Here is a 17499-nt window from a genome sequence, read left to right on the forward strand (position 1 = left end):
GAAGGCCGCCCATGACCCCAGTTCCCCCGACGTACAGCGCCATCACCCTCAACATCAATGGCGAGAAGTACACCCTGCCCGTCGACCACCGCACCACCCTGCTCGACGCACTGCGCGAGCATCTCGACCTGACAGGTACCAAGAAAGGCTGCGACCAAGGTCAGTGCGGTGCCTGCACGTTACTGATCGACGGACGCCGTGCCGTCTCCTGTCTCCAGCTCGCGGTGGCCGCCGAGGGGCGCGAGATCACCACCATCGAAGGCGTCGCCGAGGGCGAGCAACTGCACCCCGTACAGCAGGCGTTCCTCGATCTCGACGGCTATCAGTGCGGCTACTGCACTCCGGGCCAGATCTGTTCGGCCCTCGGCATGATCGAGGAACACGCGGCGGGATGGCCGAGCGCCGTCACCGACGACGTACGACCTGAAGCGGGGCCCCCACCGCTCAGCGCGGACGAGATCCGGGAGCGGATGAGCGGCAACCTGTGCCGCTGCGGCGCATACGTGTCCATCGTGCAGGCAGTCGCACAGGCGGCAGGGGCGCAGACGGCCGAGGCCGAGGAGGCAGCCGCATGAGGGAGTTCGGCTATCAGCGCGTCCTCGATGTCTCCGGCGCGGTCGCGCTGCTCGACGCCGATCCGGATGCGCGCTTCCTCGGCGGCGGCACCAACCTCGTCGACTTGATGAAGACCGGCGTGGAACGGCCGGCGCGGCTCGTCGACGTACGCGAACTGCCCCTCGACCGGATCGAGTCGACGAGAGACGGCGGTCTGCGCATCGGCGCCACCGTCACCAACAGCGACCTCGCCGCGCACCCCGAAGTCCGGCGCCACTACCCGGCGTTGACGCAGGCCGTGCTGGCCGGCGCCTCCGGGCAACTGCGCAACATGGCCACCGTCGGCGGCAATCTGCTCCAGCGCACCCGCTGCGGCTACTTCACCGACGTGACCAAGCCGTGCAACAAGCGCGTCCCCGGCAGCGGATGCCCCGCCATCGAGGGCGAGCACCACAACCACGCCATCCTCGGCGCCTCCGACCACTGCGTGGCCACCCACCCTTCGGACATGGCGGTGGCGCTCACCGCCTTCGACACCGTCGTTGCGTACGAAACCGCCGACGGGCCGGGCGAGTTGCCGCTCGCCGACTTCTATCTGCCCGTGGGCGACACCCCGCATCTGGAGACCGCGCTGCCGCCGGGAGCGCTGATCACCGGCGTCACGCTGCCGCCCGCGCCCACAGCCGCCAACTCCCGCTACCGCAAGGTGCGCGAGCGTGCCTCGTACGCCTTCGCGATCGGCTCGATCGCCGCCGCGCTCGACGTCGAGGACGGGCTCGTACGCGACGTGCGCCTGGCTTTCGGGGCGGTCGCGTCCCGGCCGTGGCGAGCCCGGGCGGCCGAGCGGGCGCTGACCGGGGGTCCGGCGACGGCCGATGCCTTCGCCGCCGCCGCGGACGCCGAACTGGCGGCCGCCAGGCCGCTGCCCCACAACGCCTACAAGGTGACGCTGATGCGCAACCTGGTCGTGGCCGTGCTGACCGAACTCGCCGAGGAGGCCTCCCGATGACCACGACGACTCAGGCCACTGCGGTGACGGGTGCCGTCGGGACCGCGCACACCCGCGTGGAGGGCCGGGACAAGGTCACCGGAGCCGCCCGCTACGCCGGAGAGATTCCCTTCGCCGAACTGGCCCACGGATGGCTGGTGTTGTCCACCATCGCGCGCGGACGCATCCGATCCGTGGAGGCCGACCCCGTCCTCGCGATGCCCGGCGTCCTCGCCGTCCTGCACCACCAGAACGCGCCGCGCGTCACCACCGATTACATGAGCATCACGGGAACGCCGGACCCGACCCTCGCGATCCTCCAGCACGACCGCGTGCCGTACGCGGGCTGGCCGGTGGCGCTGGTCGTGGCCGAGACGTCCGAGCAGGCCAGGGAGGCCGCCGAGGCGCTCGTGATCGAGTACGACGAGGAGCCGCACGACGTCGCCTTCTTCGCCGGGCGTCCGGATGTGTACACGCCGGCGGACTCCGTCGTGCCGACGGACGAGGTGAAGGGCGACATGGAGGCCGAACTGGCCGCGTCCGCCGTCGTCGTGGACGTGGAGTACACCACACCGGAGGAGTACCACAGCCCGCTGGAGCCGCACGCGGCGACGGCTCACTGGGACGGCGGTCGGCTCGACGTCGTCGATTCCAACCAGAGCACCATGTGGGTGGCCGGTGAGCTCGCGCAGCTGTTCTCCCTCGATCCGGCCTCGGTGCGGGTGCGGTCCGAGCACGTCGGCGGCGGCTTCGGGTCCAAGGGCGTCCGGCCGCACCAGGTGGCCGCCGTGATGGCCGCGACCGTCCTTCAGCGCCCGGTCAGGATGGTGCTGACACGTCGTCAGATGTTCTCGCTCGTCGGCTACCGCAGCCCGACGGCACAGCGGATCAGGCTCGGCGCCGACTCCGACGGGCGGCTGCGCGCACTCGACCACCATGCGCAGGCCCTCACGTCGACCGTGCACGAATTCCTGGAGCCGAGCGCTTATGTGGGGCGCGTGCTGTACGACGCCGACGCGCACCGCACCACCCATCGGCTCGTACGGCTCGACGTGCCGACCCCGACCTTCATGCGCGCGCCCGGCGCGGCGTCGGGTTCGTTCGCGTTGGAGTCGGCGCTCGACGAACTCGCCGAGAAGTGCGGCGTGGACCCGATCGCGCTGCGCGCCCGCAACGAACCCGAGGTGGGTCCCCTGTCCGGGCTGCCGTTCAGCAGCCGCAACCTGCTCGCCTGCTTCGAGGACGGCGCCCGCAGGTTCGGCTGGGCGGACCGGGATCCCCGTCCCGGCCTGCGCCGCGAGGGGCGCTGGCTGCTCGGGACCGGCACGGCGGCGGCCACGCACGCCGCGGGGGTCGGCCCGTCCACGGCGGCCGTGACAGCACAGGCGGACGGCACCTTCGACGTACGGATCAACGCGACGGACATCGGAACCGGAGCACGGACCGCGCTGGTCCTCGTCGCCGCGGAGGCACTGAGGGCGGAGCCGGGACGCGTCCGCGTGCACATCGGGGACAGTGACCTCGGCCCGGCGATGTTCGCCGGCGGCTCGATGGGCACCCGCTCCTGGGCATGGGCGGTGATGCTCGCGGCACGCGAGCTGCGGGAACGACTGGCCCTGGGCGGCGCCATTCCGCCGGAGGGCATCACCTCGCGGTCGGACACCTCCGAGGCGGTCGGCGCCCTCGCGCAGCAGGAACGACACGCTTTCGGAGCACACTTCGCCGAGGTCGCCGTCGACGTCACCAGCGGTGAGGTGCGCGTGCGGCGGATGCTCGGCGTCTTCGCCGCCGGCCGGATCGTCAACCCGCTGACCGCGCGCGGCCAGTTCATCGGCGGGATGATCTGGGGACTGTCCATGGCACTGCACGAGGAGGCGTTCCGGGACTCCGCCTCGGGCACCCACGTCGGCGCCGACTTCGCGGGCTACCACTTCGCCGCGAACGCCGACGTACCGCTCATCGAGGCGCACTGGGTCGACGACCCGGACCCGGACGACCCCGTCGGGATCAAGGGCATCGGCGAGGTCGGGATCGTGGGCGCCGCGGCGGCGATCGCCAACGCGGTCTGGCACGCGACCGGCGTACGCCACCGGCACCTCCCCATCCGGCCCGACCGGGTCCTGTCGGCGAACAGTGCGGGAGGCTCAAGTGCTTGACCTCGCCGACGAGTTGAACCGGTGGGTCGAAGAGGGCCGCGCCTTCGCCGTCGCCACCGTCGTGGCCGTCGGCGGCAGCGCACCGCGCAGTCCGGGCGCCGCCCTCGCCGTCGACAGCGAGGGCACGGCCATCGGTTCGGTCTCCGGCGGCTGTGTGGAGGGGGCGGTGTACGACCTGTGCGTCCAGGCGCTCCAGGACGGCGAGGTGGTGCGCGAGCGGTTCGGCTACAGCGACGAGGACGCCTTCGCGGTGGGACTGACCTGCGGCGGAGTCATCGAGGTCCTGGTCACTCCGGTGGGTGCGGACGCGCCGGGCAGGAAGGTGTTCGCGTCGGCACTCTCGGCCGCCGCAGGGGGCGAGGCAGCGGCCCTCGCCCGCGTGGTCCGGGGACCGGTCGAACTGCTGGGCAGGGCGCTGCTCGTCCGCCCGAGCGAAGCGAGATGGGGGTCCCCCCGGACGGAGTCCGGGGAAGGATCGTACGAAGGCGAACTCGGCGGGCGTCCCGAGCTGGACCGCACGGTGGTGGCTGAGGCGGGCGCCTTGCTGGACGCGGGCCGCACCGGAACCCTGGAGATCGGAGAGCAGGGCTCTCACTGCGGAGCACCGCTCACGATTCTGGTCGAGTCGTCGGTACCGCCGCCCCGCATGATCGTCTTCGGTGCGATCGACTTCGCCTCGGCGCTGGTCCGCACCGGCAAGTTCCTCGGTTACCACGTGACTGTGTGCGACGCCCGTCCCGTCTTCGCCACGCGGGCCCGTTTCCCCGAGGCCGACGACATCGTGGTCGACTGGCCGCACCGCTACCTCCGACGCACCGAGACGGACGCCCGCACAGTTCTGTGCGTGCTGACTCACGACGCCAAGTTCGACGTACCGCTGCTGGAAGCGGCCCTGCGGCTACCGGTCGCGTACGTCGGTGCGATGGGTTCGCGTCGCACCCACGAGGACCGCAACCGGCGGCTGCGTGAAGTCGGCGTCACCGAGCGGGAGTTGGTGCGGCTAAGGTCCCCGATCGGGCTGGATCTCGGCGCCCGTACGCCCGAGGAGACGGCCCTGGCCATCGCCGCCGAGATCGTCGCGGTACGACACGGCGGCTCGGGCGTTCCACTGACCGGCTCTGCGACACCGATTCACCGTGACGTGCGGTCCGCGTCGGTCACGCTCGAAGAGCAGGGTGTCCCGTCAGCGGGTCACTTCGCCAGGGCCGACCGGGCCGCCGCGAGGGCCTGCTCGGCGTAACCGCGGCCGAACTGCTCGGTGGAGCAGGTGTCCGGGGTGGTGCCTCCTTCGAGTTCGCCTCTGTCGGTGATGACGGTGGCCGTCGACGCGCGGAGCCGACATCACATCTCGTACCAGTTCCTCGCGCAGCTCGTCATCACGCGCCCGGGGCGCGCGGCGCGCGGGAGTTCACTCCGCATCGCGCCGGATGGACGAAGGGTCCGAGGCCCGCGGGGTAGCTCGCCGCGACAGGCGGACTACTGCCGCCGGACTCCGGCTTCCTGCCGACTCAGTGGGACAACGGCAGGACCGCGGACACCGTCTTTCCTCGGGGTCCGATGCTGACCCTCACATCTGCGGACAGCGCCTGCACCAGGTGCCAGCCGAACCCACCCGGTTTGACCGCGTCAGTCCGCCGCGGCTGCGGGGCGATGGTGCTGGCGTCTTCCACCGACACTGTCACTGTTCCCGGTCCGGCCGCCAGATGGAACCGGGTCACCCCGCCGGCGTGCCGGACCGCGTTGGTGACCAGTTCCGACACCACGAGCAGCACCGCATCCGTCTCGGCTCCGGCACGTGCGGCTACCGCGGACAAGAATCCGCGCGTCACATTCCTCGCCCGTCCCGCGCTCTGCGAACTTGTCCCTTGCAGGGGTTGGTGGTCTTCCTCTACTTCCTCGGATGAACGCACGATCACAAGCCTCCGGTGGTGGACGCTGACCTTTTTCTCGCTTGCCCAGAGAAACTTGAGTCATCCCCCGACACGCGAGCGCACGTCAGCGCCCGTATCCGTCTGGCTCAACACCCGTACGGAGGATAGTTGGGGGGCGCGGGCACGTGGTGGCTGGTGACCATGGTGGCGGACGGCTCGGGGAGCGCCCCTTCAGGGGCGCGGGGCTGTGACATCAGCGGCTCCGCCGCGATGGGGGTCCCCCCGCTCGACCCACCACGCGGCGGAGCCGCAAATTGATACAGCCGGGCAGGGGCGGGATTGGGGACTGCTACCTACGACCGCCGCCGCGGCTTCCCGCGCCTGCCGCTCTTCGCCCCGCCCCCGCTTCGACGGCTTCCGCCGGTCGATGCGGGCTTCCGGCCGGCGTCCGCCGCTTCGCGGCGCTTGGTCTTCGGCTGCGCCGGAGGCGCCGTGCGCCCGCGCGTGCTGTTGGCCGTCCGGCCACGGACAATCCCGATGAAGTCCTCGACCAGATCGGTGGTCGCGTCCTCGGGCCACGCCAGCGCGACGCTCGACTGAGGCGCGTCGACCACGGGCCGGTACGTGAGGTCCCTGCGATGGTGCAGCCGGGCCAACGACTGGGGGACGACGAGCAGCCCCACCCCCGCCGCCACGAGCTCGATGGCATCCGCCGTCATGGCGGGACGCTCGATGGCGGCACGCCCCGGCAGCCGCTCCCAGGAGAGCACGTCATCGAGCGGATGGAACACGACGTCGTCGGCGAGATCCGCGACGCTCACCTCGTCCGCCGCCGTCACCAGGTGATCCTTCGGGCTCACCACCACCGTCGACTCGGTGTAGAGAGGGATCGCACTGAAGACCGTACGGTCGACCGGAAGCCGTACCACCCCCACGTCGGCTCCCCCGCTCCGCAACACATCGGACGCCTCAGCGGCCGGCACATCGACGAGGGTCAGCGGAACGTCGGGCAGCCGCTCGCTCCAGATCCGCGCCCACTTGGCGGGCGTCACCCCCGGAACGTAAGCGAGGCGAAACGAGGGAGATACTTCCGAGCCTGTCACCCCGCCAGGCTACCGGGCGGTGGCCGGAGGCCTCGTACGCGGTCGGCAGCGGAGCCCGACGGTCCGGTACGCGTCGTGTACGAGGGCTGGCGCCGCCCCTGACCCACCAGCCGAGCACGAGGGGCACTCCGGTCGCATCGGACAGCAGGTGCAGCTTGGAAGCCGGTCTGCCCCGGTCCACGGGGCTCGGGCCTGTAAGTTCGTCCCCCATTCGCACGTACGTGCGCGGTGTCCGGCACCAGACGAGTCAGATCCAGCAGGCCCTGGCCGTGCCTGCCAGGCACAGCCGGACACCAGGGCGTAGACGATCGCGGCCAGCAACTGCCGTCCGCGGTACCTGCTCCTGCGCGAGGAGGTACTCCCATCCCTCCGGGCAAACCTCACGCAGGTCGCGCTCGGACATGAGCGTTGTGTCGATGACGTGCTAGCTGTAGCTCCGTGACTCCTCGGCGGTCTCAGGAGCTCCGGCCGCTCCCTCGACAGCTTTTTCGGAAGGCGGATAGGCGTCGCGCAGACGTTGCATGGTCGCCGTCACGACGGCACGGACGTCCGTCTCGCGCAACGGGGCGGAGAACAGCGCCGAACTGAACGAGAAGCCCTCGATCAGGGCGAACAGCAGGAGCGCCTCGCGGTGCAGCGCTTCCTCGTCGATCACGCGGTCGGCCAGCGCATCGCGCAGCAACGAGCGGATCACCTCCGCGCCCGCAAGGGACGTCGCGGCGATGTCGGCCGCAAGCTCCGGGTCCGTGCGCGCCATGACACGGTATTCGACCAAAGCGATGTTCTCCCGGCGCTCCTGCTCGCTGGTCGGCGCGGCGAATGCGATCACATCCGCGATCCGTGCCACCGGGTCGTCGGACATCGTCGTGTCGCGACGCACGACGCGCTGCATGAGGACGCCCAACGTGAAGCGCATGACCTCGCGGACGGTGTCGCCGAAGTAATGCCGGATGCTCCCGATGGCCAGGCCGGTGCGTGCGGAGATCCGGGCGAGGGTCACCGAGCGGATCCCATGCGCGGCGATCTCGTCGATCACGGCGTCGGCGACCTGCTCTCGGCGGACATCCGGGTTGACTCTCTTAGGCATGACACCATCCTAGGCATTTTTTGGCACGCGCGTGCTACTTTATCTAGCATGAGCATGCTAGACAGACTTCGTGGCCGCGCTCCGTCCCGTTACGACCCCGGACAGGGCGAGACATGAACGACTGGCACGATCCCTGGACCGGTGCGGCGCGGAAGGATCCTCACGGCTTCGACGGGCTCGAAGGCCTCGACGGCGATGCGGAAACGTGGTCGACGCCTGCTCCGGAGCCGGGCTCGCCGTTGCCACCGTTCCGCCCCTCCCTCTCGCTGCAGCGCACACGATTCGCGATCGGCCTTCGCGATGCGTCGACGGCGACGGTCGATGTCGATCACATGTCCGGCAGAGCCTCGCTCTACCGGGACGACCGGCACGTGCAGACCTCCGACATGCCGGTCCGGTTCCCGCTCGGATCGGACAGCATCGAGGTCGCCGCGAGCAGGTACGGCATGCAGCGGATTCACCTGATCAACGCGGACGCCGACCGGCGACGTCTCGATCCCGCGCCAGGGACGCCCGAGCACTGGCGCGCCCAACTCTCCCGCCGGCACCCCGGGGTCGGGCGCGCCCTCGCTGCCTGCGCCGTCATCGTGCTGACGATGAATCTGATCCTCTTCGCCCCGCAGCTGCTCGAGCTGGTTACCCACCTGCCGCTCTGGGCTGATCGCTTCACCCCGTTCGTCTCGCCCATCGACCTGCCGGCATGGGCGAACACGGAACAATCCGTCAATCGCCGCCGCGCCCTCGTACACGATCGCGGCTTGGCATAGGAGAAACGCATGCGATCACATCCTCGGCTCCCCAATCGCTCCCGACACCTCGAGACCGTGCTCGCCGCGGCCTTACTCCTCCTGCTCGCCGGATGCGCGCCCGCTTTCCCTCCACCGGACTCCGGCGCGGATGCGGACCTCGGCGCCTACCTCGAGCAAGAGCTCGACTGGGTCAAGTGCGAGGACACCGCGACGAGCGCGGCGGACGCCGAGCTGTTCGCGAACCCGGCGCTCCAGTGCGCCTCGGTCGAGGTCCCGCTCGACTACGACGATCCGGAGGGCGAGAGGGCGCACATCGCGCTCACCCGCCTCCCCGCCGCGGGCGAGCCTGAGGGCTCACTGCTGCTCAACCCGGGCGGACCCGGAGGATCCGGCACCAGCTTCGTCGCGTCCACCCTGCCCCTGTGGCAGGCAAGCCCCGTCGCCGAACGCTTCGACATCGTCGGCTTCGATCCTCGCGGGGTCGGGTCGTCGACCCCGGCCCTCGACTGCTACACCGACGAGGAGTACGACGCAGGCGACGTGCCGCGGTTCGGCGCGGTGTACGACATCACGAACGCCAAAGAGGCGGTCGAGCTCGCAGAGCGCTGCGCAGACGGCTCTGGCGGCATCGCGAACCTTGTGAACGCCGGGTCTACGAGCGTCGTGCGCGACATGGACATCACGCGAAAGGTGCTCGGTGACGACCAGTTGACCTATCTCGGCTACAGCTACGGCTCCGAACTCGGCGCCATGTACGCCGCGACCTACCCCGAAAAGGTCCGCGCGATCGTGCTCGACGGGGCCGTCTCGCCCGACCTGACGGCGAGCGAGTCCCGCCTGTCCTCATTCGCCGGCCTGCAGGCACGGTTCCACGACCTCGCCGCACACTGCACAGAATCACCCGACTGCGTTCTCGGCCCCGACCCCGCGGCTGCGAACGACCGCCTGCACGAGATCGTCCAGCCGCTCGTCGAGACACCAGCACCGACCACCGACGGCCGGGACCTGAGCATCTGGGACGCCTACCTCGGCATCAGCGGCGGACTGTACTCCGAAAAGAAATGGCCCGACGTCATCTCCGCCCTGACCGCGCTCGAGGCAGGGAACGCCGACGAGATGCTCGCCCTGCGCGACACCTTCTACGCCCGCACGGCGGACGGCGCCTACGGCCAGGACTTCGACACGAACATCGCTGTGCGCTGCATGGACTCACCCCGTCCGACGCCGGAGGAACAGACTGCGCTCGCACGCGAGATCGGGGAGGTCGCGCCCATGTTTGACCTCGACGTGTTCACGGCGGGGAATTACCACAGCGAATGCGAGGCGTGGCCCGCGCCGCCAACACGCGGCGAGCCCTGGCTCGCCGAGGTCGAAGGCCTCCCCGAGACGCTCGTCGTGTCGGTCACCGGCGATCCTGTGACGCCACATGAGGGCGGCATCGCGATGTCGCGAGCTCTCGACGGAAGCCTGCTCACAGTCGACGGCAAACAGCACGGCGCCTACCTCCTCGGCGGCAGCAAGTGCGTCGACGACGTGGTCGGTGAATATCTCCTCGACCTCGAATCCCCGCCCACCGACGCCCGTTGCAGCCTGTGACACGCTCGACTCCGGCGTAGCCGCCCCGGCCGGTGCTGGTGACTCGCGGGCCTGGCCCGACCGGCCGCATGCCGGCTCGCAACCATGCCGCGGAATGGCGGGTATGGATGATCGGCGGACCAAGAGGGTGTCGTACGCGTACGGCTGGAAATGATCCCGGAACAGTGAGCAGAAAGCTTTCCAGGTAGATCGCCCATCGGTTCGGACAGGAGATCAAGTTAGCCTCGGCGCATGCCTTTTCGACGCAGCCATGACAGCCTCGCCGCCCTGCCACGCGATCCGCGCGCCGACGCGTACCCGATGCCGCTCGTCCCTCACGGGTGGTACGCCGTTCTCCGCAGCGCCGAGTTACGCCCAGGCCGGGTCGTCAGCCTGCACTACTTCGGGCGTGCCCTCATCGCCTTCCGCGGAGCGGATGGTCGGCCGGCCGTGCGGGATGCGCACTGCCCGCATTACGGGGCGCACCTGGGCGTGGGCGGGAAGGTCGTGGACGGCACCGTGGAGTGCCCGTTCCACGGGTGGCGGTTCGGTGCGGACGGCCGGTGCGTGGAGGCGCCGTTCGCGGTCCGTACGCCGAAGGTGGCCATCGGCGGCTTCCCGGTCCGTGAGCACAGCGGGCTTGTCTTCGTCTACGCCGGGCCGGGCGAGCCGGCGTGGGAGGTGCCGGAGATCCCGGAGGCGGCGGCCGGGGACTTCGCCAAGCCGATCGACGACACCTGCCGGGCGCGTATCCATGTCCAGGAGATGCGCGAGAACATCGTGGACGAGTCCCATTTCCACTTCATCCACGGCCAGAGCGAACCACCCGTGCAGGACCTGCGGACGGACGGTCCCTTCGCCGAGGTCCGCGGCCGGATCGGGCGGCGCGTGTTCGGCCGGGACATCAACAACAGCTTCGATGCGTTCATGTACGGACCCGGCATCATGGTGGTCCGCTCCCACGGCCCCGCCCTCTCGGTCACCGCGGTCGCCCTGACGACCCCCGTCGACGACCGCATGAGCGAGATGCGGATGCTGTACTACCTCCGCAAGCCGTCCCGGCTGCCGTTCCTCGTTCCGCTGCTCAAGCTCGTCTTCCGGTCGGAAGCCCTGGGTGAGGTGCGTGAGGAGGTCCGGATCTGGGATCACAAGATCCATCAGTCGCGACCGGTCCTGCTGCCCCATGAGAAGGGCATCCGGGCGCTGCGGCGCTGGTACGCCCAGTTCTATCCGCCCGAGGTCCCGGCCGAGGCCCCGTCCGAGTAGCTGCGACGCGTCTTGACGTGTCAATGACAACGGTGCCTTGATGGTGCCGGTAGCGCTCCCACCTCACTCAGAGAAGGGACCATCATGCGCAGCACCCGCCTCTTACCCTTACGGATCGTTCCAGTTCTCGGCTTCGTCGCCGCCCTGCTCCTCCCCCTGCTCGGCCTCGGCGCCCCGGCTCATGCCGCGCCCACCGGCTTCCGCGTCGAGAACGGCCGGCTGCTGGAGGCGTCGGGGAACGACTTCGTGATGCGGGGCGTCAACCACGCCCACACCTGGTATCCGGACCGGATCAGCTCCCTCGCGCATATCAAGGCGAAGGGCGCCAACACCGTACGGGTCGTCCTCTCCAGCGGTGACCGGTGGACCCGTAACGACGCCGCCGATGTGGCCAACGTCGTCAGCCAGTGCAAGCAGAACCGGCTCATCTGCGTCTTGGAGGTCCACGACACGACGGGTTACGGCGAACAGAGCGGAGCCGTCTCGCTCTCGCGGGCCGCGGACTACTGGATCAGCGTGCAGAGTGCGCTGAGCGGCCAAGAGGACTACGTCGTCGTCAACATCGGCAACGAGCCGCACGGGAACCTCAATTTCCTGAGCTGGACGGCGGACACGAAGGCGGCGATCCAGAAGCTCCGGGGCGCCGGGTTCGACCACACGATCATGGTCGACGCGCCCAATTGGGGCCAGGACTGGGCGTTCACCATGCGCGACAACGCCGCCTCGGTGTTCGCCGCGGACCCGGACGCCAACACGATCTTCGCCATCCACATGTACGGCGTCTTCGACACCGCCGCGGAGGTCAGCGACTACCTGAACCGCTTCGTCGCCGCGAAACTCCCCGTCGTGGTGGGCGAGTTCGGCCACGACCACTCGGACGGCAACCCCGACGAGGACGCCATTCTGGGCACCGCCCAGCAGCTCGGGCTCGGCTACCTCGGCTGGTCCTGGAGCGGCAACGGCGGCGGGGTGGAGTACCTGGACATGGTCACGAACTTCGACCCGAACCAGCTCACCAGTTGGGGTCAGCGGATCTTCAACGGCGCGAACGGCATCGCCGCCACCTCCGAGGAGGCCGACATCTACGCCGGTGGCGGCGGCGTGGCCTGAGCACGCGGCTTTGACGCAAACCGGTCACCACCAGTTGCCCGGGAGGACGGCCTCGGTCCGTCCTCCCGGGCAGCCTCTCGTCCGGCACCCGGACATCCCTTCAGTACACGTCGCACGAAGGACAACTGATACGTGCACGACTGTTGTCCAGACCGGTGGGACACGGCTTTCATAGTATGAAAGCGCCATCGAAAGCGCTTTCGCGCACCACGGATTCCGGCCAGCCCATGCGGGCGTCCAGCCGATGAGGGGTGTCCATCGATGAGACCAACACGCCGTCTACAAGGGAGAATCGCCGCAGGCACGCTCACTCTGGTGCTCGCCGCCAGCGGCTGTGCCGGTGGTTCCGGTTCCGGAGATTCATCCGATGACTCCATCGTGATCGGGGTCTCCTTGCCCCTCACCGGTGACTTCTCCGAACCCGGCAAGGGCGTCGAACGCGGCTACAAAGCCTGGGCGAAGATCGTCAACGACAAGGGCGGACTCCTCGGCCGTAAAGTCGAGTTGAAGATCCTCGACGACCAGTCGAATGCCGACCGCGTCGTCTCCGACTACGAGCAGCTGATCGGCCGGGACGAAGTCGACCTGGTCTTCGGCCCCTTCTCCACCCGGCTCGTCGTCCCCTCCGCCCGCGTGGCCGAGGAGTACGGCATGCTCTTCGTCGAACCGGCGGGAGCCGCGCCCGAGGTCTTCGACCAGGGCTTCAAGAACCTCTTCTATGCCGCGCCGGCCGTCGCCAACGACCACTACAACCACCTGGCCGACCACATCCTCGCCCTGCCGGCGGGCGAGCGTCCCAAGTCGGTCGCGTACGCCGCCATGGACGACCCCTTCGCCCAGGGAACCGCGTACGGACTCAAGGAGAAGCTGGAGAAGGGCGGCATCAAGACCGTCGTCGACGAGGTCTACCCGCCCAACACCACCGATTTCGGCAGCATCGCCGCCAAGATCGCCGACTCGAAGGCGGACATGGTGGTGGGCGGTTCGCAGTACCAGGACGGCGTCAATCTGATCGTCGCCCTCCAACAGCTCGACTACCAGCCGAAGATGGCAGCCTTCTCCACCGCGCCCACCGAACCGGAGTTCGCGAAGGCCATCGGCAACAAGACCGAGGGCATCCTCGCGCCCACCGGCTACACACAGAAGGCCGACTATCCGAGCAACAAGGAGTTCGTCGAGAGGTACACGAAGCAGTTCGGCAAGGCCCCGGAGGAGGACGAGGCCAACGCGTACACCACCGGCCAGGTGGTCGCGGCGGCCGTCGAGGCCGCCGACTGCGCCTCCCAGGACCCCGAATGCCAGAGCAAGTTGATCGACTGGCTGCGCGGCAACGAGGTGGAGACCGTCGTCGGACCGCTGAAGTGGGACGACAAGGGCCGCCCGCAGAGCGCGCACATGATCCAGCAATGGATCGACGGGGAGATCCAGATCGTGCTCCCGGAGGCGCAGAAGGAAGCGGATCTGGTCCACCCCAAGCCGGCGTGGTGAAGTCGGCGTGCCCTCCACGAGCCTCATCTTCCAGAGCATCGTCCTGGGCGTGCTGCTGGGAGGGCTCTACGCCCTCCTCGCGGCAGGCCTGACCCTCTATTTCGGCGTCATGCGCGTCGTGATGATCGCCCACTCCGCCTTCCTGATCCTCGCCGCCTATCTCGCCTGGTACGCCCACCGGGAGACCGGCATCGACCCGCTGCTCACCCTGGTCGCCACCGTGCCGCTGTTCTTCGTCGCGGGCGTCGCCATGCAGCGGCTGCTCCTCACCCGGCTCCGTCCCGCGACCCTCACCATGATGTCGGTGCTGCTCACCTTCTCGGTCGCCCTGACCATCGAAGGGCTCCTCGGGTACGCCTTCAGCGGCACCCAGCGCCGGATCCGACTCGGCTACAGCTCGGCCGGCTTCGAGTTCCTGGGGGCGAGGATCGCGGCGGTCAAGCTGATCGCCTTCGGTATGGCCGCGCTCGCCCTGCTGGGGCTGTATGTGCTGATGAAGCACAGCCGGTTCGGCCAGGCGCTGCGCGCCACCATCCAGCAGCGGGAAGCCGCCCAGCTGCTCGGCATCGACACCGACCGGATCGCCGGCTACGGCTTCGGCCTCGGCCTGGCCACGGCGGCCGTCGGCGGTACGGCGCTCGCCCTCGACACCACCATCTACCCGTCCCTGCACTGGCATTGGATCGGCCCGCTGATGGCGATCATCGTCGTCGGCGGACTCGGCAGCGTGCCGGGAGCCGCCATCGCCGCCATGACGCTGGGCATGTTGCAGAGCCTGCTCCAACTGGAACTCTCCACCACCTGGGCGCAGACCGTCTTCTACGTCGCGCTCTTCGCCACCCTGGCCTTCCGGCCCCAGGGCTTCTTCGGGGGGCGGCTTGCGCAAAGGTTCTGAACTCCCGCTCCGGGCAGGCAGGTTGCGTACGAGCACCCTGCTGCACGTCGGCGCCCTGCTGGCCGGCGTCGCGGTCGCCCTGTCGTTCCCGTCCATGGCCCCGAGCCCGTACGAGATCACCGTGGGCATCGCCATCCTCAACTACGCGGTGTTGTCCACCTCCTGGAACTTCGTCGGCGGCTTCACCGGCTATATCTCGCTCGGGCACGGTGCCTTCGCCGGACTCGGCGCCTACGGGACGGGTCTGCTGGTCACCAAGGCCGAACTCCCGCCGTTCGCCGCGCTGTTCGTGGCCGCCGCCCTAGTGGCCGCGCTCGCCGTGCCGGTCGGCTATGCCGCCCTGCGCGTGCGCGGCGCCTCCTTCGTCATCGTCTCCATCGCTCTCGTCCTCATCCTGCTGCTGGTCTTCCAGAGCTGGGCCTCCTTCACCGGCGGCTCCCGGGGGCTGGTCGTACCGCGGCCGTTCCCTGGCATGCTGCGCTCCGAGCACCACCGGACCTTCTACTTCCTGTTCGCCGCGCTGCTCGGGGTGGCCCTGCTGACCTGGTGGATCATCGACCGTTCGCGGTTCGGCATGGGCCTGAAGGCGATCCGCGAGGACGAGGACAAGGCGCAGTCGCTGGGCACGCCCATCTTCGCCTACAAGCTCGTGGTCTTCGTGGTCTCCGCCACCTTCACCTCGCTGGCCGGCGGGCTCTACGCACTCTGGTTCGGCGACCTCGACCCGGTCTTCCAGTTCTCCATCCTCAGCGGGGCGTACATGGTGCTGATGGCACTGCTGGGAGGCGTACGCCATCTGTACGGGCCGCTGCTCGGCGCCTTGATCGTCGGGTACGCCCTGGAGTACTCCAAGGTCGAGTACGGCGACACCCCTCTGCATCTGGTCGTGGCGGGGCTGCTGTTGGGCGTGGTCGTGATGTTCATGCCGGACGGGGTCATCCCGGCCGCCACCGCGCTGCTTGCCCGCTTCCGCACGTCCGGCGAGACCTCCATCCGCGAGGTGACCGCGGCTGAACTGAAGGAGCGACACGGACAGGGCAACGGAACGGACGAATCGGAGGTGAGGAACAGTGAGCGAAGCGGAAGCGGCGGCTGAGACTGCGGCTCGGCCGAGTCTGGCAACCGTTGGTCTCAGCAAGGCCTTCGGCGGTGTCACCGCGCTCGACTCCGCCACCGTGACCTTCCACCACGGCAAGGTCAACGCCCTGATCGGTCCCAACGGCTCAGGAAAGACCACGTTCTTCAACTGCGTCACTGGGATGATCCGCCCGGACGCGGGCCGCACAACCTACCGCGGGCGCGACATCACCCGAAAGCCTCCGCACCGGATCGCCCGGGCCGGCATCGGGCGTTCCTTTCAACTGTGCCGTGTCTTCCCGCGGATGACCGTGCTCGACAACCTCCTCGCCGCCGTACAGCCGTCCTCCCTCGCGGGGCAGCTCGCCCGCGCAGGCCGACGGGAGGAGACCGAGCGGGCCCGTGGCTGGCTGTCGCGGATGGGCATCGAGCACTTGGAGCGGGCCGAGGCACGCCAACTCTCGTGGGGGCAGCAGAAGTTGCTGGAACTCGCGGGTGTGCTGATGAGCGAGCCCGAACTGATCCTGCTGGACGAACCGGCCGGCGGGGTCAACCCGGCGCTCATCAACCGCATCTGCGACCTGGTGCGCGAACTCAACGCCGAGGGACGCACTTTCCTGATCGTCGAACACAACATGGACCTGGTCATGAGCCTGAGCGACCACGTCGTGGTGTTCGACCGCGGCCGGCCGATAGCCGAGGGCCCGCCCTCCGTGATCCAGTCCGACGAACGAGTCCTCGGGGCATACCTTGGCGTCTGACACGCACACCAACACTGACTCTGACTCTGCATCTCCTGCCTCTCCGTTCCTTCTCGAACTCGACGACATACGGGCCGGATACGGCCGGGCGGCCCTCGTGCTGCGCGGGCTGACCGTCCAGGTCCCCGCAGGGGCGATCGTCTGCCTCGTCGGGCCGAACGGCGCGGGCAAGTCCACGGTCCTGAAGGTCGCGAGCGGGCTCCTCGCCCCTCGGTCGGGACGGGTACTGGTCGACGGTGCGGATCTGACCGGCCATGGACCTCAGCGGATGCTGGCCGCCGGAGTCGCCCATGTCCTCCAAGGGCACAGCGTGTTCCGGGAGATGACGGTCGCCGAGAACGTTCTGCTCGGCGGCTACACCCTCCGGGACAAGCAACTCATAGCCGAGCGGGTGGAGTTCGTACGCGACCTCTTCCCGGTCGTCGGGGAGCGGTGGACGAGCCTGGCCGGGCTGCTGTCCGGAGGCCAGCAGAAGCAGGTGGAGTTCGCGCGTTCGCTGATGGTCAAGCCACGGGTGGTGCTGCTCGACGAGCCGTCGATGGGGCTCGATCCCAAGGCGACCGGTGTCGTCTTCGAGCAGATCGTGCGGATGCGGGATGCGGGCACCGCCGTCCTGCTCGTCGAGCAGAACGCGCGGCGCGCCCTGGAGGCTGCCGACACCGGCTGCGTACTCGACCTCGGCCGGGTCCATGTCTCGGGCCCGGCACGGGAGTTGCTCGCCGATCCGCAACTGGGCGAGCTGTATCTCGGGGGCCGGCCCGCGCGCCGATGACACGCCTCGCACACCCGGCTCGCGCACACGGCTCGTAGGCATGGCT

At 69.2% G+C, this 17499-nt stretch carries 15 protein-coding genes and 2 pseudogenes; 13 read left to right on the plus strand and 4 right to left on the minus strand.

The features are described 5' to 3' along the window. The first annotated feature begins 11 nt into the window (after positions 1-11). Genes G6048_RS06195 through G6048_RS06210 form a run of 4 tightly spaced genes read left to right on the plus strand, consistent with a single transcriptional unit; the run spans position 12 to position 4939 of the window. Positions 12-575: a 2Fe-2S iron-sulfur cluster-binding protein gene (locus tag G6048_RS06195; protein ID WP_165338417.1), complete on the plus strand. Its 564-nt coding sequence runs from the start codon at positions 12-14 to the stop codon at positions 573-575. Next, positions 572-1564, plus strand: coding sequence for an FAD binding domain-containing protein (locus G6048_RS06200; protein WP_165338418.1), 993 nt, complete (start codon positions 572-574; stop codon positions 1562-1564). The genes G6048_RS06195 and G6048_RS06200 overlap by 4 nt, the downstream gene beginning before the upstream one ends. After that, positions 1561-3699: a xanthine dehydrogenase family protein molybdopterin-binding subunit gene (locus G6048_RS06205; protein ID WP_165338419.1), complete on the plus strand. Its 2139-nt coding sequence runs from the start codon at positions 1561-1563 to the stop codon at positions 3697-3699. Before G6048_RS06200 ends, G6048_RS06205 begins: the two co-directional genes overlap by 4 nt. Then, positions 3692-4939, plus strand: a complete 1248-nt coding sequence (locus tag G6048_RS06210; RefSeq protein WP_165338420.1) for an XdhC family protein — start codon at positions 3692-3694, stop codon at positions 4937-4939. The genes G6048_RS06205 and G6048_RS06210 overlap by 8 nt, the downstream gene beginning before the upstream one ends. 268 nt (positions 4940-5207) lie before the next feature. Here G6048_RS06210 and G6048_RS06215 read toward each other — a convergent pair whose 3' ends face one another. From G6048_RS06215 to G6048_RS06225, 4 genes and pseudogenes are all read right to left on the minus strand, one after another. Beyond that, positions 5208-5615: an ATP-binding protein gene (locus tag G6048_RS06215; protein ID WP_165338421.1), complete on the minus strand. Its 408-nt coding sequence runs from the start codon at positions 5613-5615 to the stop codon at positions 5208-5210. A gap of 308 nt (positions 5616-5923) precedes the next feature. Beyond that, entirely contained in the window at positions 5924-6673 is a 750-nt protein-coding gene (locus G6048_RS06220; RefSeq protein WP_165338422.1) for a LysR family transcriptional regulator substrate-binding protein, read from the minus strand. Positions 6674-6782: 109 nt separating this feature from the next. Further along, positions 6783-6994 (minus strand): annotated as a pseudogene (locus G6048_RS51745) (IS5/IS1182 family transposase); the annotation flags it as partial. Between the two features lie 103 nt (positions 6995-7097). Further along, entirely contained in the window at positions 7098-7760 is a 663-nt protein-coding gene (locus tag G6048_RS06225; RefSeq protein ID WP_165338423.1) for a TetR/AcrR family transcriptional regulator, read from the minus strand. Between the two features lie 113 nt (positions 7761-7873). Here G6048_RS06225 and G6048_RS06230 point away from each other — a divergent pair, with 113 nt between their 5' ends. From G6048_RS06230 to G6048_RS06270, 9 genes and pseudogenes are all read left to right on the plus strand, one after another. After that, on the plus strand, positions 7874-8527 hold the full coding sequence (locus G6048_RS06230) for a hypothetical protein (RefSeq protein ID WP_165338424.1): 654 nt from the start codon (positions 7874-7876) through the stop codon (positions 8525-8527). Positions 8528-8536: 9 nt separating this feature from the next. Next, positions 8537-10105, plus strand: coding sequence for an alpha/beta hydrolase (locus G6048_RS06235; protein WP_165338425.1), 1569 nt, complete (start codon positions 8537-8539; stop codon positions 10103-10105). 231 nt (positions 10106-10336) lie between these two features. Continuing rightward, positions 10337-11350: a Rieske 2Fe-2S domain-containing protein gene (locus G6048_RS06240; RefSeq protein ID WP_206341239.1), complete on the plus strand. Its 1014-nt coding sequence runs from the start codon at positions 10337-10339 to the stop codon at positions 11348-11350. Between the two features lie 84 nt (positions 11351-11434). Continuing rightward, a pseudogene (locus G6048_RS06245) lies at positions 11435-12451 on the plus strand (glycoside hydrolase family 5 protein); the annotation flags it as partial. Between the two features lie 324 nt (positions 12452-12775). Then, positions 12776-13948 carry an amino acid ABC transporter substrate-binding protein gene (locus G6048_RS06250; protein ID WP_206341240.1) on the plus strand — a complete coding sequence of 391 codons (1173 nt, stop codon included), beginning with the start codon at positions 12776-12778 and terminating at the stop codon, positions 13946-13948. A gap of 7 nt (positions 13949-13955) precedes the next feature. Continuing rightward, complete coding sequence (locus G6048_RS06255; RefSeq protein WP_165338428.1) at positions 13956-14843, plus strand: branched-chain amino acid ABC transporter permease; 888 nt, start codon at positions 13956-13958, stop codon at positions 14841-14843. 22 nt (positions 14844-14865) lie between these two features. Then, positions 14866-15939: a branched-chain amino acid ABC transporter permease gene (locus G6048_RS06260; RefSeq protein WP_206341241.1), complete on the plus strand. Its 1074-nt coding sequence runs from the start codon at positions 14866-14868 to the stop codon at positions 15937-15939. Further along, positions 15914-16681: an ABC transporter ATP-binding protein gene (locus tag G6048_RS06265; RefSeq protein WP_206341242.1), complete on the plus strand. Its 768-nt coding sequence runs from the start codon at positions 15914-15916 to the stop codon at positions 16679-16681. The genes G6048_RS06260 and G6048_RS06265 overlap by 26 nt, the downstream gene beginning before the upstream one ends. Next, entirely contained in the window at positions 16671-17453 is a 783-nt protein-coding gene (locus tag G6048_RS06270) for an ABC transporter ATP-binding protein (protein WP_165338429.1), read from the plus strand. Before G6048_RS06265 ends, G6048_RS06270 begins: the two co-directional genes overlap by 11 nt. Positions 17454-17499 lie beyond the last annotated feature (46 nt).

This window comes from Streptomyces ureilyticus, assembly GCF_011045025.1.
Classification (GTDB): Bacteria; Actinomycetota; Actinomycetes; order Streptomycetales; family Streptomycetaceae; genus Streptomyces; species Streptomyces ureilyticus.